General features: G+C 30.2%; 28 protein-coding genes. 6 read left to right on the forward strand and 22 right to left on the reverse strand.

What is annotated here, in order from left to right; genetic code table 11:
- Nucleotides 1–2: 2 nt before the first annotated feature.
- From UEQ13_RS11265 to UEQ13_RS11350, 18 genes are all read right to left on the reverse strand, one after another.
- On the reverse strand, nucleotides 3–260 hold the full coding sequence (locus tag UEQ13_RS11265; RefSeq protein ID WP_329806446.1) for a phosphopantetheine-binding protein: 258 nt from the start codon (nucleotides 258–260) through the stop codon (nucleotides 3–5).
- Nucleotides 261–262: 2 nt separating this feature from the next.
- Nucleotides 263–877: a 3-oxoacyl-ACP synthase gene (locus tag UEQ13_RS11270; protein WP_329806447.1), complete on the reverse strand. Its 615-nt coding sequence runs from the start codon at nucleotides 875–877 to the stop codon at nucleotides 263–265.
- Nucleotides 878–879: 2 nt separating this feature from the next.
- Nucleotides 880–2,016, reverse strand: a complete 1,137-nt coding sequence (locus UEQ13_RS11275) for a beta-ketoacyl synthase N-terminal-like domain-containing protein (RefSeq protein ID WP_329806448.1) — start codon at nucleotides 2,014–2,016, stop codon at nucleotides 880–882.
- Complete coding sequence (locus UEQ13_RS11280; protein WP_329806449.1) at nucleotides 2,013–2,462, reverse strand: acyl-CoA thioesterase; 450 nt, start codon at nucleotides 2,460–2,462, stop codon at nucleotides 2,013–2,015. The genes UEQ13_RS11275 and UEQ13_RS11280 overlap by 4 nt, the downstream gene beginning before the upstream one ends.
- Nucleotides 2,437–3,714: an ABC transporter permease gene (locus tag UEQ13_RS11285; RefSeq protein WP_329806450.1), complete on the reverse strand. Its 1,278-nt coding sequence runs from the start codon at nucleotides 3,712–3,714 to the stop codon at nucleotides 2,437–2,439. The genes UEQ13_RS11280 and UEQ13_RS11285 overlap by 26 nt, the downstream gene beginning before the upstream one ends.
- A 7-nt stretch (nucleotides 3,715–3,721) precedes the next feature.
- A complete protein-coding gene (locus UEQ13_RS11290; RefSeq protein ID WP_329806689.1) occupies nucleotides 3,722–4,474 on the reverse strand; it encodes an ABC transporter ATP-binding protein in 753 nt (250 codons plus the stop codon).
- Between the two features lie 10 nt (nucleotides 4,475–4,484).
- Complete coding sequence (locus UEQ13_RS11295; protein ID WP_329806451.1) at nucleotides 4,485–5,480, reverse strand: BtrH N-terminal domain-containing protein; 996 nt, start codon at nucleotides 5,478–5,480, stop codon at nucleotides 4,485–4,487.
- Nucleotides 5,480–5,884 carry a hypothetical protein gene (locus UEQ13_RS11300; protein WP_329806452.1) on the reverse strand — a complete coding sequence of 135 codons (405 nt, stop codon included), beginning with the start codon at nucleotides 5,882–5,884 and terminating at the stop codon, nucleotides 5,480–5,482. Before UEQ13_RS11300 ends, UEQ13_RS11295 begins: the two co-directional genes overlap by 1 nt.
- A gap of 1 nt (nucleotide 5,885) precedes the next feature.
- Nucleotides 5,886–6,341, reverse strand: a complete 456-nt coding sequence (locus tag UEQ13_RS11305) for an ABC transporter permease (RefSeq protein WP_329806453.1) — start codon at nucleotides 6,339–6,341, stop codon at nucleotides 5,886–5,888.
- 16 nt (nucleotides 6,342–6,357) lie between these two features.
- A complete protein-coding gene (locus UEQ13_RS11310; protein WP_329806454.1) occupies nucleotides 6,358–6,792 on the reverse strand; it encodes a hypothetical protein in 435 nt (144 codons plus the stop codon).
- On the reverse strand, nucleotides 6,792–7,925 hold the full coding sequence (locus UEQ13_RS11315; protein WP_329806455.1) for a beta-ketoacyl-ACP synthase III: 1,134 nt from the start codon (nucleotides 7,923–7,925) through the stop codon (nucleotides 6,792–6,794). The genes UEQ13_RS11310 and UEQ13_RS11315 overlap by 1 nt, the downstream gene beginning before the upstream one ends.
- Nucleotides 7,926–7,937: 12 nt before the next feature.
- Nucleotides 7,938–8,840: a dialkylrecorsinol condensing enzyme DarA gene (locus UEQ13_RS11320; RefSeq protein ID WP_329806456.1), complete on the reverse strand. Its 903-nt coding sequence runs from the start codon at nucleotides 8,838–8,840 to the stop codon at nucleotides 7,938–7,940.
- A gap of 11 nt (nucleotides 8,841–8,851) precedes the next feature.
- Nucleotides 8,852–10,507 (reverse strand): phytoene desaturase family protein, encoded by a 1,656-nt coding sequence (locus UEQ13_RS11325; RefSeq protein ID WP_329806457.1) that lies wholly within the window; start codon nucleotides 10,505–10,507, stop codon nucleotides 8,852–8,854.
- 55 nt (nucleotides 10,508–10,562) lie between these two features.
- A complete protein-coding gene (locus UEQ13_RS11330; RefSeq protein ID WP_329806458.1) occupies nucleotides 10,563–11,432 on the reverse strand; it encodes an LpxL/LpxP family acyltransferase in 870 nt (289 codons plus the stop codon).
- Nucleotides 11,433–11,438: 6 nt separating this feature from the next.
- Nucleotides 11,439–11,693: an acyl carrier protein gene (locus tag UEQ13_RS11335; protein WP_329806459.1), complete on the reverse strand. Its 255-nt coding sequence runs from the start codon at nucleotides 11,691–11,693 to the stop codon at nucleotides 11,439–11,441.
- Nucleotides 11,694–11,701: 8 nt separating this feature from the next.
- Entirely contained in the window at nucleotides 11,702–12,928 is a 1,227-nt protein-coding gene (locus UEQ13_RS11340; RefSeq protein ID WP_329806460.1) for a beta-ketoacyl-[acyl-carrier-protein] synthase family protein, read from the reverse strand.
- A gap of 10 nt (nucleotides 12,929–12,938) precedes the next feature.
- Entirely contained in the window at nucleotides 12,939–13,670 is a 732-nt protein-coding gene (gene fabG / locus UEQ13_RS11345; RefSeq protein ID WP_329806461.1) for a 3-oxoacyl-ACP reductase FabG, read from the reverse strand.
- Nucleotides 13,671–13,822: 152 nt separating this feature from the next.
- Nucleotides 13,823–15,340, reverse strand: coding sequence for an HAL/PAL/TAL family ammonia-lyase (locus tag UEQ13_RS11350; protein ID WP_329806462.1), 1,518 nt, complete (start codon nucleotides 15,338–15,340; stop codon nucleotides 13,823–13,825).
- A 115-nt stretch (nucleotides 15,341–15,455) separates the two neighbouring features.
- Between UEQ13_RS11350 and UEQ13_RS11355 the strand changes: the two genes are divergently transcribed.
- Complete coding sequence (locus UEQ13_RS11355) at nucleotides 15,456–16,694, forward strand: NAD(P)/FAD-dependent oxidoreductase (protein WP_329806463.1); 1,239 nt, start codon at nucleotides 15,456–15,458, stop codon at nucleotides 16,692–16,694.
- 34 nt (nucleotides 16,695–16,728) lie between these two features.
- Here UEQ13_RS11355 and UEQ13_RS11360 read toward each other — a convergent pair whose 3' ends face one another.
- The 4 genes from UEQ13_RS11360 to UEQ13_RS11375 all read right to left on the reverse strand — a co-directional run bounded on the left by UEQ13_RS11360 (nucleotide 16,729) and on the right by UEQ13_RS11375 (nucleotide 20,571).
- Nucleotides 16,729–17,337, reverse strand: a complete 609-nt coding sequence (locus UEQ13_RS11360; RefSeq protein WP_329806464.1) for a hypothetical protein — start codon at nucleotides 17,335–17,337, stop codon at nucleotides 16,729–16,731.
- A gap of 119 nt (nucleotides 17,338–17,456) precedes the next feature.
- Nucleotides 17,457–19,466 carry a tetratricopeptide repeat-containing sensor histidine kinase gene (locus tag UEQ13_RS11365; protein ID WP_329806465.1) on the reverse strand — a complete coding sequence of 670 codons (2,010 nt, stop codon included), beginning with the start codon at nucleotides 19,464–19,466 and terminating at the stop codon, nucleotides 17,457–17,459.
- Between the two features lie 55 nt (nucleotides 19,467–19,521).
- Nucleotides 19,522–19,710, reverse strand: a complete 189-nt coding sequence (locus UEQ13_RS11370; RefSeq protein ID WP_329806466.1) for a hypothetical protein — start codon at nucleotides 19,708–19,710, stop codon at nucleotides 19,522–19,524.
- A 159-nt stretch (nucleotides 19,711–19,869) separates the two neighbouring features.
- Nucleotides 19,870–20,571: a LytR/AlgR family response regulator transcription factor gene (locus tag UEQ13_RS11375; RefSeq protein ID WP_329806467.1), complete on the reverse strand. Its 702-nt coding sequence runs from the start codon at nucleotides 20,569–20,571 to the stop codon at nucleotides 19,870–19,872.
- 78 nt (nucleotides 20,572–20,649) lie between these two features.
- On the opposite strand from UEQ13_RS11375, the gene UEQ13_RS11380 reads away from it, so the two are divergent.
- The 5 genes from UEQ13_RS11380 (at nucleotide 20,650) to UEQ13_RS11400 (ending at nucleotide 26,271) form a co-directional block, all read left to right on the forward strand.
- Complete coding sequence (locus tag UEQ13_RS11380; protein ID WP_329806468.1) at nucleotides 20,650–21,327, forward strand: response regulator; 678 nt, start codon at nucleotides 20,650–20,652, stop codon at nucleotides 21,325–21,327.
- 83 nt (nucleotides 21,328–21,410) lie between these two features.
- A complete protein-coding gene (locus UEQ13_RS11385; RefSeq protein WP_329806469.1) occupies nucleotides 21,411–22,592 on the forward strand; it encodes a hypothetical protein in 1,182 nt (393 codons plus the stop codon).
- A 223-nt stretch (nucleotides 22,593–22,815) separates the two neighbouring features.
- Nucleotides 22,816–23,073 (forward strand): heavy metal-binding domain-containing protein, encoded by a 258-nt coding sequence (locus tag UEQ13_RS11390; protein WP_329806470.1) that lies wholly within the window; start codon nucleotides 22,816–22,818, stop codon nucleotides 23,071–23,073.
- A gap of 25 nt (nucleotides 23,074–23,098) precedes the next feature.
- A complete protein-coding gene (locus UEQ13_RS11395) occupies nucleotides 23,099–23,659 on the forward strand; it encodes a helix-turn-helix domain-containing protein (protein ID WP_329806471.1) in 561 nt (186 codons plus the stop codon).
- Between the two features lie 77 nt (nucleotides 23,660–23,736).
- Nucleotides 23,737–26,271, forward strand: coding sequence for a heavy metal translocating P-type ATPase (locus UEQ13_RS11400; RefSeq protein ID WP_329806472.1), 2,535 nt, complete (start codon nucleotides 23,737–23,739; stop codon nucleotides 26,269–26,271).

Here is a 26,271-nt window from a genome sequence, read left to right on the forward strand (position 1 = left end):
TATTATTTTGTTCTGTTTTCAGAAATATATTTTGCCATTGTTTCCACAGATTCAAAGATAGATTTTCCTTCTTTTGGATCTGCTAATCTGATTCCGTATTCTTTATCTAAAAGAACAATTAATTCTAAAGCATCAATAGAATCTAATCCTAAACCTTCACCAAATAATGGATCGTTATCGTTTATATCTTCAATTGCAATATCTTCTAAATTAAGTGCTTCAATAATTTTTGTTTTCAATTCTAACTTTAATGCTTCCATGTTTATTTGTTATATAATGTTTGTAATATTTCTTTATTGTGTGCAATTGTTCCTGATTTTTCAACCAAATAAACAAAAGCTTTGTATTCATTTTTATAGTATTCAACCCAACCACAAAGTACTTTTTCTGCTTTTCCGCTTTCTAATAAATACGAAGCATAATCAGACATAAAATCTGCTTTAAAATCATCAAAAACAAAAAACGCATTTTCTGTTTTCAATTGATTTTTAATACTTATTTCACCCACGCAAATATTTGGTAAGGTATAAACAAAAACCGCAGGACTTGGAAAATAATTTTCACTATCTGAAATGGATTCTTGGTATTTTACATCTGTATCTAAACTGGAAGAATTATTGGCAAAAACAAGTGCGATGTTGTTTTCTTCTTCCAAATTAATATTGTTTTTCAAAATTGCTTCTGCAGCTAAAAAGGCTAATTTACTTAAATTATCCATCTTAAAAAATTTTGGATATTCTAAGCCAATCGCTTTTGAGGCATTTTTTATAAACTCAGGAAACAAGACATCTTTCATTTCTAAAACGGAAGTTCCGTTTACATGAAGCGAATTATTTTCTATTTTACAATAGTTTGATATGTGATAATTTGTTGTCAAATTTAATTTATTTTTTCAAATAATACTGCTGTATTACATCCACCAAAACCTGATGCTGTTTTTAAGAAATATGTAATTTCTTTTTTTCTATTTTCTTTTAAAACAGGAATCGGAATTGAAACTCCAGAGCTTACAAATCCTTTTGAAGCTAATAATTCATTGTGGTATAACGATTGTAAACCTATTACAATTTCTAATAATCCCGATGCTCCTAACGTATGACCGAAATATCCTTTTAGACTATTTATCGCAACGGTATCAATGTTTGATCTTGAAAACGCAATGGCTTCCATTTCATCATTATACAAAGTTGCTGTTCCATGAGCTGAAATATAATCTAATTTGTCTTTTCCAATGTTTGCTTCTTTAAAAGCACTTTCTATACTTTTATGTAATCCATCCCCAGTTCTAGAAGGTCCAGAAATATGATTGGCATCGTTTATGGCTCCATCACCAATAATTGCAACGGCATTATTTATTGGTTTTTGAGTTGTAATAAAAACAGCTGCACTTGCTTCTCCTAATGTCACTCCATTTCGTTCCGCATCATAAGGTGTACAAGGTGAATTACTCATCGCTTGAAAAGAATTAAAACCTGACAAAACAAATTCTGAGATTTCATCACCAGCAATGACAAATGCATTTTCATAAGCACCAAATTGGATCATTCTTTTTGCAACAGAAACGGCTAAAACTCCAGAAACACAAGCATTAGAAACTACAATTGGCTCTGTTTTAAATCCGAAAAATGTATTGATTTTTTTTGCTAATGTACTTAATTGTGCGTCTTCAATTGGTAAATCCTGATTTTCTAACAAAGAAATATTTCCTTTTGTTGTAGAAAGAATTAAAACTGATTTCTCTGTAATTATATTTTTACTTACAATAGGATGCAATGCTAAAATTAGCATTTTTTCTAATTTCGTAAATTGGCTTTCATTCGTAACTTTTTGGAAACTTTCATTTAGTTTTTGCACATCAATATTTGAAGTATAAACAGAAGTAAGATTCCCGAAATTTTCGTGAAATTGAATGCCAGATTGCCCATTTACAAGTGCTTCCCAATTGGTTTCTAAGTCAAAACCTAAAGGAGTAACGCAATTAGCATCGGTAATGTAAATTGGTATATTTGTTATCATTTTAATAATCCTACACTTTTTTTCCATTCTTCATAAAAAGAAGGCGCGTTTAAAACTAAATTTCCGTCGCTATCTAAAAACACTTGAACGGTTTCTCCTGTGCAAGCTACTTCATTATTATTGTCGTAAATTACATATCTAAAAATCATTTTAGCAGCTGGAGAATCTACAATTGTAGTTTCAATTCGAGCTACATCGCCATAGCGTAATGACAATTTATGTTCGCAAACCGATTTTACAATTGGTGTTGTAAATCCGTGTTTTTGAACGTCTAAATAGGAAATTCCGTGCAATCTTCCGAAAGCTTCTCTTCCATCTTCAAAGTATGTTATATAACAGCCGTGCCAAACAATTCCTAATGGATCTGTTTCGTTAAATCTGATTCTAATATCACTAGAAACATTTAAATGTGAAGCTTCGCTATACTGCTCTTTTCTTTTTATCATATTGAATGGCAATGAAAATTGTAATTATAAAAAACAAAAGTAATAAAAATATTTCTGGAAGAATTTCTACAGCGTTTGCATTACGAAGTAAAACATCGTAAAATGCATTTAATCCCCAATTCATAGGTGAAATATGTGAAATAACCTGCATTACTTTTGGCATCGCAAATACAGGAACCCAAACTCCACCAATTGCGGCTAAAATGACTACTGATGTTGCTCCAAATGGAGCGGATTGTTCTTGAGTTTTGGCTATAGTTCCTAATAAAATTCCAAATCCGATTGCGGCTAATCCAGAAAATAGAGCGACAACACTCATTAAAATGAATTTTCCGTCTAAATCTAGAGTAGGTAAACTTAAGTAAGGAAATAAATATATTCCAACTAAAACCATTAGATAAAATTGAATCATACAAATTACTAAATAGGTAATTGTTTTTCCAGCAATAACTATGGAATATGAAACAGGATTAGTTAATAATCGAATTTGTGTGCCTTGCCCTTTTTCTTTTACAATGTTAATTGACAAAGGTACAATTATAAAAAAGATGGCAAATAAAGTCCAAGCTGGTACATTATGTTGTACTGAATTTGGAAGCACTTCTTTATTATTTACTGTTGGCATAATTTCTTTAAACGTGATAAAACTTTCCTGTTCAAAAATAGGTTCTTCACCTTCGCCTAATTGATCTTGGAAAGTAGCGTAGATGGATTTGGTTTCTATTTGAGAAATCATTTTATCAATACTACTTTTTACATTGCTTTTAAAAGTCGCTTGAGTAGCTGGATCAAAATAAAGTCTGACTTCTTTTTTGTTGATTTTTTTTGGTGAAGCTTCTTTTTTTGGTTCTTCTGAAAGATCTCCAATTCCAAAATTGGAAATTATTTTATCTACATTTTGATTTACTTTTAATTGTAAATCTGTACTTAGATTATTAGGAATAATTATAGCCAATTGAAATTTTCCTTTAAAAACAGCTTCTTTCGCTGTAATTTCAGTTAAATTTTTTCCATCTAAAGATGAAACTATTTCAAATTGACCACTTTTATTAAGATTTTCTATAACTGTTTTAGAAATTTCACCTTTATCGTTATCAACTAAAATAACAGGGATTTTACTTTCAGTAACCGTTCTGAAAGTGCTATCTTGAATTAATGTAATGGTAATAATTAATACTAAAGGCATCACAAATAAAATGATTAAACCTCCAAAATCTCTTTTCAGTAAAAGAAATTCTTTGTAAACTGACATCCATAATTTATACATCATCGCGAAGTTCTTTACCGGTTAATGAAATAAAAACATCTTCTAAATTATGAGCGCCAGCTGTGTTTTGAATTAATTCATTTGGCGTTCCTTCTGCATAAATTGTTCCTCTATCAATGATAGAAATTTTCGTGCAAAAATCTTGTGCTTCAGATAAATGATGCGATGTATAAATTATTGTAGTTCCTTTAGCGTTTAATTCTTTTAAATAACTGATAATTACGTTTTTAGATTGTACATCTACTCCAACCGTTGGTTCGTCTAAAAACAAAATTAAGGGTTCGTGTAAAATACCAGCAATAAGATTTATTCTACGTTTCATTCCGCCTGAAAATGTATCAATTTTTTTATCAGCAAATTTTAACAAACCAAGTTGATCTAATGCGACATTGACTTTTTCTTTCAGGTTTTTTCCTTTAAGTCCATACATACTTCCGAAATACAATAAATTTTCTCTGGCTGTAAGTGTTGGATAAAGTGCATATTCTTGAGGGACAACACCAATTGACTTTTTTATTTCAAAAGCATTCTTTTCGTAAGTCAAATTATTAATACTGAAATTACCAGAAGTTGGTTTTATTATTCCGCAAAGCATAGATAACAAAGTAGTTTTCCCTGCGCCATTTGGGCCCAATAAACCATATATTTCTTTTTCTTCAATAACAAGATTTAGATTATTTACTGAAAAACTATCTGCATCTTTATATTGCTTATAAAGTTGGTTGATTTGAATTATATTTTTGATACTACTCACTTTAGATGGCTTTTTTAAGTTTTTTGAAAAACTTTTCTTCTAAATCTGCGATATGAAGCAATTGATCCGCTAAAACATTATAAACATCTTCTAAATTGCTTCTGTTTTTACAAACTCGTGATGCATTTAGTGCGAAATCTCTCCATAAATCTCCAATTTGAGTCATTTCAAATGAAAGATCTTTTAGTTGTTCTTTTTTTAATATTACTGCGGCTTCTTGTAAAAATGCTGCATAAATAAATCTGAAACCACCACCGCCAGTTCCAATCTCTTCTTGCATACGAATCATTTGGGCTAAATAGTGATTGGCCACTTTTATTCCTTTAGCTTTTGGCCATTTTCTAATACTTTTGGCTAAATAGCGCATAGCAGCAACACCAACAATTGGCACTGGTGCAAGCATATCGTTACAGGTATTTTTAATTCCTTTTTTTATAGCAATTTCCCAATTAATTTGAGATGGAATATGCGTTGGATAATACATTTGTCCTTTTGGAGAAAGTGTACCTTTTGCAAATCTGACTTTTTCTAATTCTGCCTCTGTAAGAGTTGTTACAGTTTCCATTACAGGATCGCTAATTAAAAAAGTGTTTTCGTTTTTACCATAAACCACTAAATTGTGGGCATTGAAATGAAAACGATATTCGTCTGGAAAATACGTTAAGTTGTAAACCCCAACTTGTAACCCAGTTGGAATATTATTTTTTAAATTATTTTCTAAAGCAATTTGAGCTTTTTCAGGACTTGAAAATTTAATTCTTTTGACTGTAATTCCTAATCTTTTTGCGGCTTTATTGAAAATGAATCCAGGCATTGGTCTGTAACTAATTGCTGGAGCTTGATTTACTTTTAAGAGTGGTAAATAAAAGAAAAAAAGACCAGAACCAATACCAAACACCATTGGTTCACTAATATTAATTCCATTGAATTTTAATAAATTAGAAGCCACTCCGTTTTCACAATGTGCAGATTGATGATGTGTAAAATTGGTGTTCATTAGGCTCCTTTATAATTTATTAATTCGTCTACCGAAATTTGAAATGCATCGGCATATTTTTGTAAAATTTTAGTATTTAGATTTTTAAATACTGATGGTTTAACGTGTCTTTTCACTCGCCATTGCCACATTCCAACATAATCGGCTAATGTTGGCCAATCCATTCTATGAAGTTCCATGTAATATACAATTGGACTTTCTTTACCTAATTTTATATTTTGTTTGGCTTCTTCAATACGTTCATTTATGGTATTGATAGAACTTTCTAATGCAATCGTTTTTGCTTCCCAACCGGTACTTAATCCAGTTGTATAATTTCCGTTTTCATCAGTAGCGTAGCATAATTCTTTTACATTACTTTTAGATAAATTACTTTCATCTTGAGGTATTTCTTCTTTCTTCATTTTACTTTACTTCTTGAATGAATAAATTTATTTCTGCTTCTAATAAAAGATTTTCCTCTTGAAACGTTTCACATTTCATAGTACAAATACTATATTGATCAGAATCAAATCGAGAAACTAAAGTTGCTGATGTTTTAATCGTTTGATTGACTTTTGGTAACATCGAAACGGTAGCTTTTTTAATTCCACTAATAAAACCAACTAATTTGACGTCTTCTCTTACTTCATTATCTGAAGTAAAAAAGAAAGTTTGTCCAACAATTGAAGAACAAGTTTGAGCTGCATTTTCAATTAAACCAACTTCAGAAAAATAATTATTTTCAACGAAAACATTATCTTCTTTAATTTTAAAAACTGAAGTTACTGAAGTAGCGTTTATTTCTGTTAAAAAATCTACCATTAACATAGGTGCTCTATGTGGTAAAAAATCATTGATATGTATTACTGAATCCTTCAAAACTTCACTCATTGTATTACGCTAAAACTGTTTTCATTTGCCCGCGAGCAATTTCTACATTATCTAATAGAACTGATATATCAACTAAAGTTACTCCAGAAAATTCGTGAAGTACTTTTACTTTAGTTGTAAGATTGTCATTGACTTTCGGTAATGCAAAAATTTCGATTGATTTTATGGCTCCGATATATCCTGTTGGTGCAGGTTCATTTTTTAAATAAAATTGATAACCTGTATAGAGTGCAACTGATTGCGCCATGTGTTCTATTAATCCTGCTTCTTGAAAAGTAGTTTCTTTGGTGAAAATATTTGATTCTTCTATTGTAAATCCAGAAGTAATAAAATTCTCTCCAAATTCAAGTACTTTATCCACCATTACAAATGGAAATTTTTGCGGGATAAGATTTCCAACAAAATTACGGTCTAAAATTGGTAAAACTAAATTTTGCATTAGCACACAGTTAAATAAGCATATGAATAAGAAAAACGTCCACTTTCTGGAACAGATAGTAATATTTTATCTCCTTTATTTAATTTTCCAGAATTCATTAATTCTTCTAACATCAAGTAAATTGATGCAGAACCTACGTTTCCAACTTGCTTTAAATTCATAAACCAACGTTCCATTGGAATTTCTATATTTTCTTCTTTCAAAGCAGCATACAGTCCTTTTACAAAATAATGTGAAGAAACGTGTGGTAAAAAATAAGTGATATCATTGGCACTACAATTATTTTTATCTAAGGCTGTTTTCATACTTAAAGCGCCTTTTTGTAAAATATGTGCATCTAACAATTTTACATCTTGTTTTATGGCAAAAACGGATTCTGATAACCATTCATCAGATTTATAATTGCTCCAAGGTTTTATACTTCCATCAGCTAATTTATCGCCACCAGCATACATACAGGTTTCTAATTCATAAGCGTATGAAAAGGCTTCCATCCATTCTATTTTTAATGATATTTTTCCGTTTGGTTTATTTTCCAATAGAAAAGCTCCAGCACCATCAGACAACATCCATCTTAAAAAATCTTTTTTGAAAGCTACGATAGGTTGCTCTTCTAGTTTTTTTAGATTGATAATTTCGTTTTCGAATTTTTCTGCTAAGAACCAGGTAGAAACTCTTTCAGAACCTGTACAAATGGCATTTGATGTATTTCCAGATTTAACTGATAAATATCCAAATTTTAAAGCATTCATTCCAGCATTACAAACGCCAGAAGAAGAATTTAATTCTACGGATTGATTTTTTAACAAACCATGAACCATTGCGGCTTGTGAAGGCAAAAGTAAATCGGGTGTTGATGTTCCGCAAGAAAGCAATTCCATTTTATGTGATGGAAATTGGTCATCAAATAACTTTTCAATTGCTAAAAAAGTTAAATCTGCATTGGAATGAGTTGGATTACCGTTGCTATCTAAAGCATAGTATCTATTTGTAATTCCGTTATTTCTCAAGACGATTCTTCGTGCTTTTGAGGATTCATCATTAATTAACCCTAACATATTCTCCATTTCGTCGTTAGAAACTGGATGATTTGGTAAGAATTTACTAGATTTTGTTATGTAAACTTCAGACATTATTATTAATGATTATATCTTTTTGTATAAGTTTTTTTCTTTAGCGATTTTGGTAGCTATAAATGGATATTTTAAAAGATGCAAGATAAACACAATTGGAGATATTAACCAAATAGCAACCCACAAATAAACATTAAAAATTTTCAACCAAAATTCTCTTGATTTTTTTTTATTTATGATAAAATTTGACCAAATTTTAAACATTTTATTCGCTTTTTTATCCATTTCGACTAAAAAAGGTCGAATTTCAACAGCGTCTAATTTTAATAATTCATTTTGCAAATTTACAAAATCATTATTTTTAAGTGCAAATTTAATAACATTTCCAAATTTTGTTGCCTTTTTGATTTCCAATTCTGAAACACCTGGCATTGGAAAAATGCCTAAATATTTAGTTTTTGTACCTGAAAACATCCAATGTACAATTGTAACTACACTAATATGATTGATATTTCTATCAACTAAGGCAATATTCCCAACCAAATTAGCTTCTAAATCTTTTAGTAAGATTTTCATTTTTTCTTGAGCTTTCACCCACATATTTCTAGCTCCAATAACGGTAATAACTGGAGTATCTTTAAAAAGTTGTTTTGCAAATGCACTCTTCAAAAATGAATTTACAGGTATTGAAGGTGATAAATACCAAACTTGGTAGCCTAAAATTATCAGGTCGTATTGCTTTTCTAAAATAGTAGTCGAAGGTTGTTTTATTGGTGCTGGAATTTGTAAAAAGGATTCAGGAAACGCATCAAAAAAAGCAGTTTTATTCCATGGAAACGGAAATTCCTTTTCCATTTCGATAGTAAAATGTGTCACATTAATTTCCTCATCTGAAGAAAATGGGTAAATTACATTATCAAGAATTTGAGTTAATTGACCTGATTGTGAATAGTGTATGACTAAAACGTTTTTCATGTTTACGGCAATTAACTTAAGTTTATCTCTTTAAAATTTCTGATTTTATCTTCTCTTTTCTTGTGAACAAAATCACTCCAAGTAGCACTATCTTCGGCGTCAAATATTTTAATTTTCTGTGCTTCATCATGAATTAATAAATCATCTGATGTACAATTTAAAATTTGAGCAGCTGTTGCTAATCCGGAATAAGTTGCACCCGTTACACCATGCGATAAAGTGCTCGCTCCGCATAAAAACAAGTTCTCAATTTCTGTTTTATTTTTATACGAAAAAGGACCAACTTGATTCAGTGTTTTATGAGTTCCATAAACATTTCCATTTGTAGAATTTATATAGAACTGATTGGTTTTTGGAGTACCTAATTCTACTTGAACAATATGGTTACGAAGATTAGGAATAAATTCTTCCATATTATTTAAAAACTTTTCGATAATTTTTTTCTTGAAGAGTTCATACGCTTCAGAATGATAATCTTCTGCGTGATCAAATTCTTTAAAACTATCGAAGTCTACATAAGTAACTACTTCAAAATTGTGGTACTTACCATTAAAACTCACTGGGTCTTTTAAAGTCGTACAACTAACAAAAAGAGCTGGGAATTTGTCACCTTCAAGAATATTTCCTTCTGTTAAAGTTGTAAAATGCTCATCAATATTTTCATCTTTAAATTTCCAGATATTTCCAGAGTCTATACCATATTGTGTAACATCTAAATCTACTGTTAGAAACAGAATCAATGAAGTTACCGAATATTTAGTTTTAGACAGTTTTTTATTTAATTTTTTGCTGATATTATCTTTTCCAATTAATTTTAAATAAGTAATTGAAGGATCGGCATTTGAAACAATTGTGTTCGCAAAAATAGATTCACCGTTTGCTAAAACAACACCCTTGGCTTGGTTATTTTCAACAATAATTTTAGTCACATTTTGGCTTACTCTAATTTCTCCATTATGACTTTTAATTTTCTTAGTCATCGCTTTTACGATACTACTTCCGCCTCCCATTGGATAGAAACCACCATCAAAATAATGATTCATCACAGAACAATGAACCGGAAAACAAGCATGCGCTGGAGGAACACCGTGATCACCACATTGCGAATTAAGAATCGCTTGCAGCATAGGATCTTTAATATGCCAACCGATTACACGTTTTAAACTAAATAAAGAAAATTTACCAAAGTTTTTTGTTCGAAAAGGAACTGTAATTTTTTGCCATAAACCTTTTAATTTAGGCATTAATTGAAGTTCATAGTTAACTTTTTGAATTAGAGATAGATATTCTTTAATGTTTTTTTCTTCTTTTGGAAAAGTGGTAATTAATTTATTTTGAAGATTATCAAAACCGGCAGGTAAATCGAATTTTTGGTCGCCTATTACACAATGATCGTACCCTTTTTTGTTCATTCTGAAAAAAGTTAAATCATTGGCAATTCCTAATCCTTTATAAAGTTGATTCGTTGATTGTCCTTCGTCTAACAAGCCAATATAATGAACACCTGGACTAAAACGTTGACCATTAAGTGTAAAAGTATGACACCAACCGCCTGGAACATAATGTTGTTCTAAAACTAAAACTTTTTGTCCACTACGTGCCAAACATAAAGCTGTTGCTAAGCCTCCTGCGCCAGAACCTATTACAATTGTATCAAATTTTTCCATTATTCCATAATAGCAATAACTGAAAATACAATTTTGCCTTTAAATTATTACTTATTTATTTCCAAAAATCAAAATAATTGAACCATTGAAGCGGATACTTCTTGATCATTCCTTCTAAATTTTCGGTATATGCTTTCAGTAAAGCTTTTTCATCACGATGCTTGGCATTTGCTTTTCTAGCATATAAATGATAATGCAAATTAGCTTCTTTCATTACGTACACAAAAATTACTGGAACATTTAATCTTGAAGCGATTAAAAAAGGTCCTGAAGGAAAACTTGCTTTTTTCCCTAATAATTCTTCTTGCATGATTTTAGATCCTGGAAAGTATCTATCACCTGTAAAACAAACTAATTCATTATTTGATAATGCATTATTAATTTCGAAAATATGTGATAAATCATTTTGGATGATAATAAATTTTATTGACGATTTTTGAGTCACCGATTCTAAATATTGTTTTATTGTAGAATGTTCTTGATCTGTTGTAACTAAATTAATTTGGCAATCAAAATTTATATCTCCAAAAAAGTGTTCTGCAATTTCGAAGTTTCCGATATGAGCACTAATAAGTACGCCACCTTTTTTTTCAGCTAATAAATCATTTAAAATTTCAATACCATCAAATTCGTATGTGAATTTTTTTCTTAATCCAGCTGATATCGCAATTTTATCAATTATAGTTTGTCCGAAAGTAAAATAACTTTTGAACACCATAATTTTGGATTTGAAATAAGTGTAATTTAGCCTGTTATGAAAATAATAAAATATTTGTTTATTGCTTTCTTTTAGGAATATAAAATAATAAAAAGCTACAAAAACTAAAACAGAATAAGCTGTTTTAATCCCGAGCTTTTTTATGCAAAAAACGAATATTTTATATCCAAGTACAGTACCTTTAGATTTGCCATCCCACTGACTCATGATATTTTAGTTATTAGCGTTCTGGATTTTTGTTTCGATTAAGTTATAGAAATCTTGAAAGGAAGCAATTCCAACGAAATCCGCTTCACCTAATTTAACACCAAAATTGGATTCAATAGAAACCACTAAATCTACATAATCTAAACTATCTAAACCAAGTGTATCTTTTAAATTTAATTCTGGGGAAATTACATCACCATCCACTTCAAACTCATCAATAAAAATTTCATTTACTTTTTCAATAATATCTTCAATTACCATAACCTTTTTTAAACTTTATATTTTTTTACTACAATTGCTGAATTTGTTCCACCAAATCCAAAAGAATTTGACAAATATACATCAAATTTCTTATTTATTGTTTTGGTTGCAATATTTAATTTTTTTGAATCTTCATCAGGGTTTTCAAAGTTAATATTTGGCGCTACAAAGTCGTTTAACATCATAATTGTAGAGTAAATAATTTCACTTGCTCCTGCCATCCAACATTCGTGTCCTGTCATAGATTTTGTGGAACTCACATGTGGTCCATTTTCTCCAAAAACTTCTAAAATAGCTTTTGCTTCGTTAGCATCACCTAAAGGAGTTGATGTTGCATGAGCATTTATATAGCCTATTTCAGATGGTTCAACATTAGCTTGATCCAATGCTCTTTTCATAGCTGTTGCTGGTCCTTCCACATTTGGTGTTGAAATATGTCCACCATTTGAAGAAAACCCGTAACCTATAATTTCAGCTAAAATGGGCGCTCCTCTTTTCACAGCCGATTCGTAACTTTCAATAATTAATGTTGCACCACCACCACTTGGCACTAAACCATTTCTGTTGGCATCAAATGGTCTGGATGCTTTTGGAGGATTGTCTTCACTAGGTGAAAAAACGCCTAATCCATCAAAACTAGACATGGCATATTTATTAATTTCTTGAGCACCTCCGCTGATTACAATATCTTGAAGGCCACTTTTTATTAAAAGATAAGCCAAACCGATAGAATGAGAACCACTTGCACAAGCTGCACTAATTGTCATATTCACACCACGTAATCTAAAAATTGTAGATAAATTCATGGTGACAGTTGAGTTCATTGACTTAAAAATAGCACCTGAACCAATTAAAGCTGTATCTTTTTTTTCTTTTACGATATCAATTGCGTCAATTATTGCTTTTGAAACACTATCATTTCCGTAAAGAATTCCGACTTCATTTTCATCAAAAAAAGCATCATCAATTTTGGCATTTTTTAATGCCTCAATAGTAGCTAGATAGGCGTATTCCGTTTCTTCTCCGATACTAATTCTTTGTCTTCTACTCAAGTGATTTTTTAAATCTGGTTTTGGGACGGTTCCTGTTAGCGCGGATTGAAAACCAAATTCTTTTCTTTCATCGTCAAAAATGATTCCAGATTTGCCTTCGAATAAGGATTGCTTTACTTCTTCTATGGATGTTCCAATACAAGAATAAATTCCCATTCCAGTTATAACAACTCTTCTGTCCATAATTTACTTATTAAGAATAAATACCACCATTAATATTGATCACTTCCCCTGTAATATAACTCGCTTTTTTAGAGGTTAAAAAACCAACCAATTCGGCTACTTCTTCTGCTTCTCCAAAACGATTTACAGGAATCATTTTAACTAATTCTTTTTCGTCTAATTCACCTGTCATATCTGTTCTAATAAAACCTGGTGCTACTGCATTTACAGTAATATTTCTTTTAGCAACTTCTTGAGCTAATGCTTTAGTTGCTGCAACTACTGCGCCTTTAGCTGCTGAATAATTCGTTTGTCCTGGAGTTCCTTTCACACCAGAAACCGATACCATATTTACGATTCTACCGTATTTATTACGCAACATTTTTTGTATGAAAAAATTCGTAACATTGAAAAAACCGTTTAAACTTGTATTGATTACATTGTTCCAATCTTCGTAAGACATCCACATAAACAAACCGTCTTTTGTGATTCCGGCGTTATTTACGATAACTTCTACGATAGCATTTGGATTAGCATCTTGCCAATTTGTTAATGCTTCTTTTACTTCATTTGCATCAGAAACATTAAATTTAATAATTTCTCCTGTTGCTCCAAATTGTTTTACTTCTTCTAATGTTTTTTCTGCAGCTTCAACATTGGATTGGTAATTTATTAATATATGATATTCCTTAGATTCTGCTAATTTTTTACAAATCGCACTTCCAATTCCTCTTGAACCTCCTGTAACTAATGCACACTTCATATTTTATATTTTATTGAAATAATTCTGCGTTTTCAAACCATTTATTTCCTAATGTTTTACCATCTTTGGATATAAAAACGCATATTAAATTTTGACTTGACTGATTTGAAATTTAAAGCAATTTAAACTTTTATATTAAAAATAAAAATAGATTATTGCATTAAATATTCTTTTACTTTTTGAACAATTGGATACATGATTTGATCTTCCTTAAATTCAGGAACGATAGCTCTAATATCATCGTACATTTTTTTGGTTACAGAAGATATCTCGTTTTTATAGTTTAATGCGTCAATGGCTTGAACGATTGTAATTAATTCAATAGCTAAAACTTCGAAAGCATTTTCAATAACTTTTCCTGTAATTACAGCAGCATTAGTTCCCATACTAACAATATCTTGGTTATCATTATTATTAGGAATACTGTGCACATACATTGGATTAGAAAGCATTTGACTTTCCGCAGTTGTTGATGTAGCTGTGAATTGAACACCTTGCATTCCAAAATTAAATCCTAAAACTCCTAAGTTTACAAACGGAGGTAAAATTTCGTTTAATTTCGAATTTAATAAATAATTCAATTGACGTTCTGACAACATTGTTAGTTTAGCAATAACAATTTTCAATTTATCCATTTCTAGTGAAATGTAATCTCCATGGAAATTACCACCATGATAAACATGTTTGTTTTTCACATCTACAATTGGATTGTCGTTTGCCGAATTTATTTCGTTTTCAAGTACTTGTGACGTATAATTAATCGTATCTAAAACTGGACCTAAAATTTGCGGTACACAACGTAAAGAATAGTATTCTTGTACTTTTTCTTTAAAGATATCTTCATTATTATCACCTGAATATAAATGGTCTTCTCTTTTTCTGACTAAAGTACTATCAGACAAATTTTCTCTCATTATTCTAGCAATTTCTTGCTGTCCGAAATGTTTTTTTGCATTGTTTAATTCCAAAGAAAGATGGTCGTCATAAGCTTTTACAATTTCGTTAATTGCGCAAGAACATTTCACAGACCAGTCTAATATTTTTCTTGAATTGTGTATATTAACGATTCCGATACCTGTCATTACTGAAGTACCGTTCATTAAAGCTAAACCTTCACGAATTTCAACGTTAATTGGTTTTAAGTTTTCTATTTCAAAAACTTCTTTTGTTGGTAGTCTTTTACCTTTATAAAACACTTCTCCTTCACCAATTAGTGCAAGTGCCAAATGTGCTAACTGCACTAAATCTCCGCTTGCTCCTACACCACCATGTTCAAAAATTAATGGCGTAATGTCTCTATTCAAAAACTCTTTCATCAAATGAATAACTGAAGGATGTACTCCAGAATTCCCTAAAGAAAGTGTGTTTAATCTTGCTAAAATAACCGCTTTTACATTCACTGCATCTAACGGTTTACCTGTACCAGAAGAGTGACTTCTTATTAAATTATATTGAAGTTGTAGTCTGTCTTCGTCTTTAATTCTGTATTGGGCCATTGGACCAAAACCTGTATTAACACCATAAATAACTTTATTTTCAGAAAACTCCTTTAAAAAAGCGAAACTTTCTTCAACTCTATCAATTACAGCGCTACTAACGTCTACTTTATTATTATTAAAAATTATTGAAGTAAAATCTTCTATAGTTAAATATTCGTTTAACATGCTCATTATTAACGATTTAATTTTAATTAAAAAATCACAAATTATTTATAGATTAATAAAAATATGTGATTAAATTTGAAGCCACAAAGGTAACATATTCTTACAAACAAAAAAGAAAAATATGACTCAAGAATTTATAGATGTTTTAGTAATTGGTGCGGGTCCGTCAGGATGTGTTTCAGCCTCTTATTTACATAACAATAATGTGAAAGTAAAAGTAGTTGAAAAAACAAAATTCCCAAGACTAGTTGTTGGTGAAAGTTTAATTCCTAGAGTAATGGATCATTTTGAAGAAGCGGGTTTATTTCCGGCATTAGACAAAATGAATTTTGAAAAAAAATTAGGCGCTCGTTTTATTCGAGGAAATGAAATTTGTGTTTTTGATTTTAGTAATAAATTTTCTAAAGGTTGGGATTGGACTTGGCAAGTTCCAAGAGCAGATTTTGATAATACCTTAGCAAAAGAAGTTATTAACAAAGGAATTGATTTAGAATTTGAATCGGAAGTAATTGCTGTGGAATTTAATGGTAAAAATTCTGTTACTACTGTTAAAGATAAAGACGGGAATTTAAAAGAAATTCATGCTAAATTTATTATTGATTCAAGTGGTTATGGTAGAGTTTTACCTAGATTATTAGATTTAGACACACCCTCAAAATTAGACCCACACTCTTCTATTTTCACACACGTTCAAGATAAAAACAGACCAGAAGGTGAAGAAGGAACTTTAATATCATTTGATATTTTAGAAACTGAAGTTTGGTTATGGGTAATCCCTTTTTCTAATGGAAATACGAGTTTAGGTGTAGTAGGTCCAACTTCATTTGTAAATTCTTTATCAGAAGGAAATAATGCAGAAGCTTTAAGAAATGCGATTCAATTATCTGATTATTATATAAAACGATTTGGAGATGTAGAATTTTTGTTTGAACCAGTGAAATTGGAAAATTATTCTCGTTCAGTGAAAAAAATGTACGGAGATGGTTTTGCCTTAACAGGAAATAGTTCAGAATTTTTGGATCCTGTATTTTCGTCAGGAGTAGCTTTTGCTACAGAATCTGGAATGTTGGCTGCAAAATTAATTCATAAAGAATTAAATGGAACTGTAGTAGATTGGGAAAAAGATTTTACCGAATACATGAAAAGAGGTATTGGTGTTTTCACCACTTATGTAAAAGAATGGTATACCGGAAATTTACAAACCCTTTTCTTTCATCAACCAGAAAACGCAGATGTAAAACGAAAAATATGTGCTGTACTTGCTGGTTATGTGTGGGATGAAGAAAACCCATTTGTTAAAAAACATGACAATGTAATTAAAAACATGGCACACATGTTAAACATGGAAAAACAACAATAAAAAAAAGGGCAATTTAAAATTGCCCTTTTTTTATTTATTTAATTTGCTTTAAGATAAGCTTTGCTAACGTTTTACCTGTTTTTGCAAATCCTTCACCAATTCTACTTTCATTACTAAAGTTATTTCCCCATTGATCTCCTGGAGCTTCAACAAATTTAGCCGAATATAATACATTTGATCTATTAGCCGTTTCTACTAATCTAATTGTAGTAGTCACTTTTGCTGGTTGTTTCATTATCGCAACATCCCAACCTGGAAAAATCCAATTTGCTTTTACTTCAATTGTGTATTTTGCAGATTTGTTATCTTCTTTAAAAACAATATTTTTCTTTTCTTTAAATAAAACAACGTTTACTAATTCTAAAAATTTAGGGTTCCAGATCATCTCTTTACTTCCATTCCATTTTTTAATCCAAGAATCTCCAACACCTGGTGTTTTTTTATTTAAATCTTCAGAACGGTTTTTTATGTATTCCGCTTCAGTAAGATTTTCTTTTAATAATTTTAAATTTGAATAATCAAATTCTACATTAACAGATGTTTGATCTTTTAATGTAGCTAAACTTCCAGTAGCCTCTTTTACAGATTGTGCATTAACAAAAGCACCTATCATAAATACGATAGCAATAAATTGTTTTTTCATAAATTGTATTAATTAGTTATAATAATCAAATATATAATTTTTATAAAGTAATAAAAACATATTCATAATTATTTTTCTGTTAAAACATTTTTAAGTCAAACAATTGTTAAAATTAAAAACTATGCTATTGGAATTAAAATATCAAATTTTGCACCTTCGTTTCGATTACTCAAAATAGTGAGATTGCCATTAATAAGTTCTAAACGTTCTTTTATATTTTTCAAACCAATTCCGTCTGTCGATTTAGCCACTTCAAATCCAACTCCATCATCTGAAACAGAAACATAAAGAACCGAATCTTGAGTTTTCATTTTTAAAACACATTTTTTGGCATTTGCGTATTTATTTACATTCAAAAATAATTCCTGAAGAATTCTATAAACATTAACTTTTAATAGTGAAGAATAGTTATCCCAATCGATAGATTCATCTATATCTATAGTAAATTCGGTATTAGAAATATCATTATATGACTTAATTAAATTATGTAATAAAAAGGTGAAATCAGAATTGTTAAAATTATTTTTCGAGCTTAAATCATGAGACAAGGTTCTTATTTCTGCTTCAATTTTTTGCAATTCTTTTACTAAAATTAATCTTTTATCTTTCGATTCTGCATCATCAAATTGATTTAAAAAACCTAGGTTTAGTCGAACACCATAAATCTGATTCATAATTCCATCATGCAATTCTTTGGAAATACGATTTTGTTCATTTTGTTTCGTATTGACTAACTCAATTTGAAAATCATTTGTCAATTTAAACAGTTCTTTATCTGCAATATTTTTCTGTTCTAAAAGATACAATTCTTTTTTCAAGGAGATTCGGTGTCTGATGTAAATGATTAAAAGAAATACGATAATACAAACAGCTATACTTAAAACTAGAATAATATTTTTGTAGGTAAGTAACTTGTTTTCGTCTTCTACTTGACTGGTTTCAAATTCAATACGGGAAAATTTATCTCTACTCGCTCTTTGCTTTTTTACAATGCTATCACTAATACGAACGTATTCATTATTATAAAAAGTAGCTTTTGTAGGGTTAGCTGCTGCTAAAAAGTTTAACGTTTTTAATTCTTCATTACCACTTTTTAATTGTTTAGATAATTGTAAAGCTTCATTAAATAAACCATTAGCTTTTATAGTGTCATTTGTTAGCAAATGATATTCACCGAAGTTTATAATTTTATATAAATAACTTTGTGAATTTTCATTTTTATTTGATATTTGGAGAGCTATTTGAAAGTACTTTTTTGCTTCTTTATAATTACCACTTTTCATTAATGAATAAGCAATATTTCCCAGTATTGAGCTATAACGATTAGAATTCTTAGCCTTTAAATCATCTGAAAGAGTGCTTTTTAAAGTGACAACAGATTTCGAGTAATCCCCTTTTTTATCATAGATATTACAAATATCAATTGTGTTAATCAAATTATAATCAAAAGTACTTTCTAAATTCAATCCTGATCGTTGCATTTTTTTTAAGACAATTGATGCTCGATTAAAATAATCTAAGGCTTTGTCATACTCTTCTAATTCTGTATGATTAGAACCTTGCAACGAATTACACATGTATAAAAGTTCTAAATTATCACTACTTTTTAAATACCTTAAAGCCTTTATAACTTCACTTTCACTTTCTGTATAATTACCCTCATAAAATAACAAATAAGCTTTATTATAGTGTACCTTAGCTAAACGATCTTCGTTTTTAATAAGTTTAAATATTTTTTCAGATTCTTTATAAAAGTAATACGCGCTATCTTTTTGGAAGTTTTCGTAACAATCACCCATGTAGTATAAAGCCCTTCCCATACTAAAAGAGTCTTTATTTTGTAAGGCAATTTCATAAGCATCTTTTGTTAATTTTAAAGATTTTTGATTATTTTTTAAAAAATAATATTCTGATGATAAAGTAAATAATTTATTCATTTTCACAGAATCAATATTTATTTTATTTAATATTTTTTCTATCGAATCTAAATAAATATTTTTTTGTTTTTTTGATAATTTGGTGTAATCTTTAGAAGCAAATATATTTTTATCAATAACAAAATCATCTCTTTCTTTTTTACATGAAAAGAAAGAGATGATAAAAATAATTAATAAGAATATTTTTTTCAATATTTAAACATTTACTTTCCAAAAGTATAAAAATATATTGGAGTATTTAATTAAATTAATCCCTTGTTTTAGGTTTTACAGGTTCACCCTCATTAATTGTATCACCTTCTTTGGCATACATATCAAATGAATCAAATTGTTTTACATTTTCTGGTTTTGCATAATTGGTATCTTCACCATCTGCAGAACAAGAAGTTAAAACTAAAGCAAAAGCTATTACTGCAATAAAAGTATACGTTTTCATAATTTGATAATTTAAGTTTGACAATGATTATTTGTTTTTATTAGTTAATCAAAATTAGGAAACAGAAAACGGAAGAACGTATAAAATACTGGCTATTAAGTCGTTGTTATGCAATCATTAGTAACTCACCTATTTTTAGAAGTAAGTCACATTTATTATTTAAATTTTACCTATTCTATTAATTATAGCATCAATATTCTCTCGATACGTTCTAGAAAAAGGAATTTTATATAGACTATCAAAAAGAAAACAATTAAACTTGCCTAAATTAATTCTTGTAACAAATTTGATATTAACAATATAACTGTTGTGCACTCTAAAAAAATAGAAAGGCAATTGCCCTTCAAAATATTTCATGGTTTTAAAACCCGAAATCACTTTCCCAGATTGCAAGTAAAAATCGGTAGTGTTGTTATCTGCTTTTAAATAGATAATTTCATCTAAAGGAATAAAATTATAATCGCCATTAGATTTAATGCATAATTTTTCAACTGAAGTGTCTTTATAAAATTTAATGAATTTCAAAACAGACTTTCTTAATTCCGATTCTAAAAGCGGAGTTAATATATAATCCATAACTCCATGTTTCAAAGCTTTATATGCATTTTCTTCCATAGCATTTAAAGCAATCACATAAGGCAACTTATCTAAATATTGCTGAATGTTCATTAATAAGTGTAATGGAATTTCATCTGAAAAATGAAAGAAAATAAGTTGTGGTTTTTTTTCTAAAATTAAATCTATGGCTTCATCGTAAGTAGCGCTATTTCCAACACATAATAACTCATTAAACTCAAGAAATCTGTCACTTTCTTGTGTTAATTTTTGAGTGGCATCAATTATTATATAGGAAATTAGCACTATGTTATATAAATTTGATGCAATTTAATACCATTTAGTAAAACGATTTTACGGTTTTTGGGACAAATACTTACGGTTATGAATAAATTCGAAAATTTAACAGTTTTAGTGGTAGACGATCACCCATTTACATCTGATGCCTACATCAATTTGATATCAAGAGCTAAAGAAAATAGCAATTATACTTTTGTTAAAGCAACAAGTTGTGAAGTGGCTTTTAAGAACATAGAATCTCTATTTATAAAAGGTAAAACTTTAGATATGGCATTGGTAGACATTAATTTACCGCCTTATGAAGAAGAAAGAATATTAACAGGTATAGATTTAGCGATTCATATTCGAACAAAGTTTCCGTTGTGTAAAATTATTATGTTAACGATGCATAGTGAACATTTAATATTAAATAGAGTCCTAAAATCAGTAAATCCGGAAGGTTTCATTTCCAAAAACGATATTGATTTTTCTACTTTTCCTGATATCTTTTTTAAAATAAAAAATAATGAAAATTATTTTAGTCCTACTATTACTCAATCTTTACATGAATTAATGCAGAATACTGTAAATTGGGATGAATATGATACACAAATTATTTTGTTGTTAGAAAAAGGGATTCAAACCAAAAGTATGCCAGATTATATTGATCTAGCATTAAGTACAATCGAAAAACGTAAAGCTAGTATTAAAAGGCAATTAGGGAATCAAAAAATAACTGATGAAGAGCTAATTAGCACTTGTAAAAAATTAAAATTGATATAAATTTCTCAACCGTAAGTATTAGTTCCAAAAACCGTAAAATTTATTTCCAACTATAGAGTAACTTTATAGTTATTCTATAGATTATGGTTGTTGGTATATATATATCTGGATTAGAACACACTTCGGAAAATGAAACCGTAGAAAAATATGCTGCTCGATATGTAAAAGAACTCGAGAATGCTACTTTTGAAATGGACTACTACACCAAAATTGAAAAAATCTATTACAATAACGAACAAAGTAGCTTGGTCATAAAAATTTTTGAACACGCTAAAGAAACTGAAAAATCAGATACAGACAAACTGGTTTATAAACTATATGATTTTGAATATAGTGAACTCCTCAACCAAAACTACCAAAATAAAAGTTTATTAATTAAAAACATTAGCTTATTCCTTCTAGTTCTTAGAAGATTCCCAAGAATTCTGGTAAATCTATTTAAAAAATCAACCTATCAAAAAGGTGGAAAAACCATATATTTATTTTTTATGTTTCTTATAATGTCATTGGCTGTTTTATCCTTATTACCTTTATTAATAATGACATTTGACAGCACCATTGCAGTTGAAAATCTTAATACTATTTCCCCTAAAAACGGATTAGATTTAGCCATAAAATATGGCATTCTACTTACTATCACTTTTATTTTATTCATGCCTGAGTCGAATATTATTCTCACCAAAATTGCTGCTGAATGTATTACCTTAGAAGGCTACATTCAAAATAAAGAGCAAAAACAAAACATTCGGGTGAACTTAGACAATTTAGTAGACTATATTGTACAACACGAAACAAATAAAAAAATTCATTTTCACACCTATAGTTTCGGTAGCATTATTGCTTTGGATACACTGTTTCCAATTGATTCAGAACCTACCAAAAACATTCAAAACCGAGTAAACTTGTTAGTAACTATAGGTGCCCCGTATGAATTTATAAATAATTACTACCCCAATTTTTACAAAAACAGAAAGGATAGCATGACCAAAAAAATTCAATGGATCAATGTCTATTCTTTATTAGATGCTTTTGCGAGCAACTTCCGATACGATAATAAAGCTGGTGAAGCCAATTTTGGAATCTTAAACAATCAAGAAATTCCTATCAATATTAACTACGAAAATAACCGCAACGTTTTCGATTTTTTTGCACTAAAGCAAATCTACATGCACGAATCGTATTGGGACGATTCGAAATCAGGACAATCCTGCACGAGATTAATTTTCTTCAAAATGAAGGAAATTGGCCAATGGTCTGCTGTTTAAAATTGAAAATAATAAAAACCCTGTGATTCGTTTCACAGGGTTTTTTACTAAATTTGGTAGTATATTTCAATTCTATTTTCAAAAGAACGCTTCTATTTGTAGTTTTTTTTATTTCTTCTAAGCAGGAATATTACAAATCATCACCAAAATTATACAAGTATTTACTCGCTACTATTTTGTAACTTACTAACCAGAAATTTTCTGAATTTAAACTTTTAAAAAAATGAAAAAAACAATCTTTTTAGCCTTTATAATGGCATCTGTATTGGTTTCGTGTAATAAGAAAAACGACGAAAACTCAACCCATAAAATGGAAAATGACGGCATGACAATGGAAATGGATTCTATGGAAATGGATTCTATGAAAATGAACCATGATACAAAAACGTTTGCTTGCTCAATGCACCCAGAAGTTCATGGAAAATTAAATGACACTTGCCATAAATGTGGAATGAAATTAACGGAACCTGTTGAAAAATAAAAAAGCAAAAAACCACTAAAACAGTATGAAACTATACATCAAAAACATGGTTTGTAGTCGGTGTAAAATGGTGGTGAAGTTCGAGTTAGAAAAGCTCGGACTTCACTTATTTTCTGTCGAATTAGGTGAAGTTGAAACCAGTACAGAAATCTCAGATTTACAAAAAAAAGAAATTGCCCAACAGTTAAAACTATTTGGATTTGAATTAATTGATGATAAAAAAAGTAGAACAATAGAAAAAATAAAACTTCTAATTATCGATTTAGTTCATCACAAAAACAACGAAATTAACACCAATTTGTCAGACTATATAGTCAGTCATTTATCACAAGATTACAATACCATTAGTAATTTATTTTCGGAAGTAGAAAACAGTACCATTGAAAAATACTTTATTCATCAAAAAGTAGAAAAAGTAAAAGAATTACTGATGTATGACGAATTGAGTTTAAGCGAAATTGCTTTTCAATTAAAGTATAGCAGTGTAGGACATTTAAGTAATCAATTTAAAAAAGTCACCGGCTTTTCCCCTACCTATTTCAAACAACTCAAAAACAATAAACGCAAGCAAATTGAAGATTTATAAATATTGTAAATCAAACCCAAAATTGTGTAACTAAACAAAATAACTGTTTTGGAAATTTGTAGTATAAAATTTTAAAGATGATACATACTTATACTATTACAGGAATGACTTGCGATGGATGTCGTACTAAAGTTGAAAAAACACTAAATACTATTGATGGAATTGAAGCTACAGTAACATTGAATCCACCAATTGCAACCATAACAATGGATCAACACATTCCAACAACACAGTTGCAAGAAGTGTTAGCTGCTGCTGGAAAATATACCATTGAAATGACCAATGGCAAAAATCAAAAACCTGAAGTTACAGCTGAACCAATAGCAAAATCTTGCTGCTCCACTCCTTCTTATAGTCATAAAAAGGAAATACACACACCAAGTAATGCCAAAGGAAAATACTATTGCCCCATGCATTGCGAAGGCGAAAAAACGTATGATCAAGCAGGCGATTGTCCGGTTTGTGGCATGCCTTTAGTTAAAGAAGAAACCCAGATAAGCAAAACTTTATATACTTGTCCCATGCATCCTGAGGTAATTCAAGATGGTCCAGGATCTTGTCCAATTTGTGGAATGGATTTAGTACCAATGGCACCCAGCGATAGTGAAGAAAATAAAACCTATTTGGATTTGCTTAAAAAAATGAAGATTGCTACACTCTGTACGCTTCCTATTTTTATAATTGCCATGATGGAAATGGTGCATAACAATCCGCTACTCCTAATAATGGATAGTAACAAATGGAATTGGGTTCAATTCTTCCTTTCTATTCCCGTCATTTTCTATGCGGGTTGGATGTTTTTTGTGCGAGCTTGGAAATCCATAATCACTTGGAATCTAAATATGTTCACACTAATTGGAATCGGAACAGGAGTTGCTTTTTTGTTTAGTATTTTAGGCATGTTATTTCCAAATATCTTTCCCGAAGAATTTAAGTCCGAACACGGAACCATTCACTTGTATTTCGAAGCAGCAACCGTAATTATTAACTTAGTTATGTTGGGACAATTGCTCGAAGCCAGAGCACACAGTCGAACTAGCGGAGCCATAAAAGAATTATTAAAATTGGCGCCAACGGAGGCTATTTTGGTAATTGATGGAAACGAAAAAGTAATCTCTATTCACGATATTAAGAAAGGCGATATATTACGAGTAAAACCAGGAGATAAAATTCCTGTTGATGGAAAAATAACCGATGGCGAAAGTAGTATCGACGAGGCCATGATTACAGGAGAACCGATTCCTGTTGATAAAAAGAAAGACGATAAAGTCATTGCCGGAACTATAAATGGAAACAAAACATTTGTAATGATGGCCGAAAAAGTAGGCTCCGAAACCTTACTTTCTCAAATTGTGCAAATGGTAAACGATGCTTCTCGTTCCAAAGCTCCCATTCAAAAATTAGCGGATAGCATTTCTAAATATTTTGTCCCAACTGTAGTTTTAGTTTCTATAATTACCTTTTTTATTTGGTTAAAATTTGGTCCAGAACCTAGTTTGGTTTACGGATTTATAAATGCTATTGCGGTATTAATCATTGCTTGTCCTTGTGCTTTAGGTTTAGCTACTCCCATGTCTGTGATGGTTGGTGTGGGCAAAGGGGCACAATCTGGTGTTTTAATTAAAAATGCAGAAGCCCTAGAAAACATGAATAAAGTCAATGTACTTATCACAGATAAAACCGGCACAATAACTGAAGGAAAACCATCCGTCGAAAAAATATATGCGACAAATAATAAGGAGACTGAATTATTACAAAACATAGCTTCCTTAAACCAATACAGCGAGCATCCATTAGCGCAAGCCGTAGTCAATTTCGCGAAAGCTAAATCCATTTCATTAACTGAAGTAAAAGACTTTGAAGCCATTTCTGGGAAAGGAGTTATTGGAACAGTGACGAATAAAAAAGTAGCCCTAGGAAACAAAAAACTAATGGAACAAGTAAAAGCTACCATTTCTGACGATATCGAAAGTAAAATTATTGCCGAACAAAAACTGGGAAAAACCGTTTCTTATATTGCCGTAGATGGCATTGCTGTTGGTTTTGTATCTATTTTCGATGCTATTAAAGAATCAAGTGCAGCTGCTATAAAAGAACTTTTACGTCAAGGTGTGGAAGTAATTATGATGACTGGAGATAACGTAAATACAGCAAAAGCTGTTGCCGAAGAACTAAATCTAACTTCTTATAAAGCCGGTTGTTTACCAGAAGATAAACTAAACGAAATTAAAAAAATACAAGCGGAAGGCAAAATTGTAGCCATGGCTGGAGATGGAATTAATGATGCTCCAGCATTAGCACAAGCCAACATCGGAATTGCTATGGGAACGGGAACGGATGTAGCGATTGAAAGTGCCAAAATCACTTTAGTCAAAGGCGATTTACAAGGCATCGTGAAAGCTAAAAACTTAAGTCATGCTGTGATGAAAAATATCAAGCAAAATTTATTCTTTGCTTTTTTCTATAATGTGTTAGGCGTGCCTATTGCCGCAGGGATTTTATATCCGTTTTTTGGAATCCTATTATCACCTATGATTGCCGCTTTAGCCATGTCATTAAGTTCCGTTTCTGTAATTGCGAATGCACTTCGACTACGAAGCTTAAAACTTTAA

This window comes from Flavobacterium facile, from assembly GCF_036321945.1.
GTDB lineage: Bacteria > Bacteroidota > Bacteroidia > Flavobacteriales > Flavobacteriaceae > Flavobacterium > Flavobacterium facile.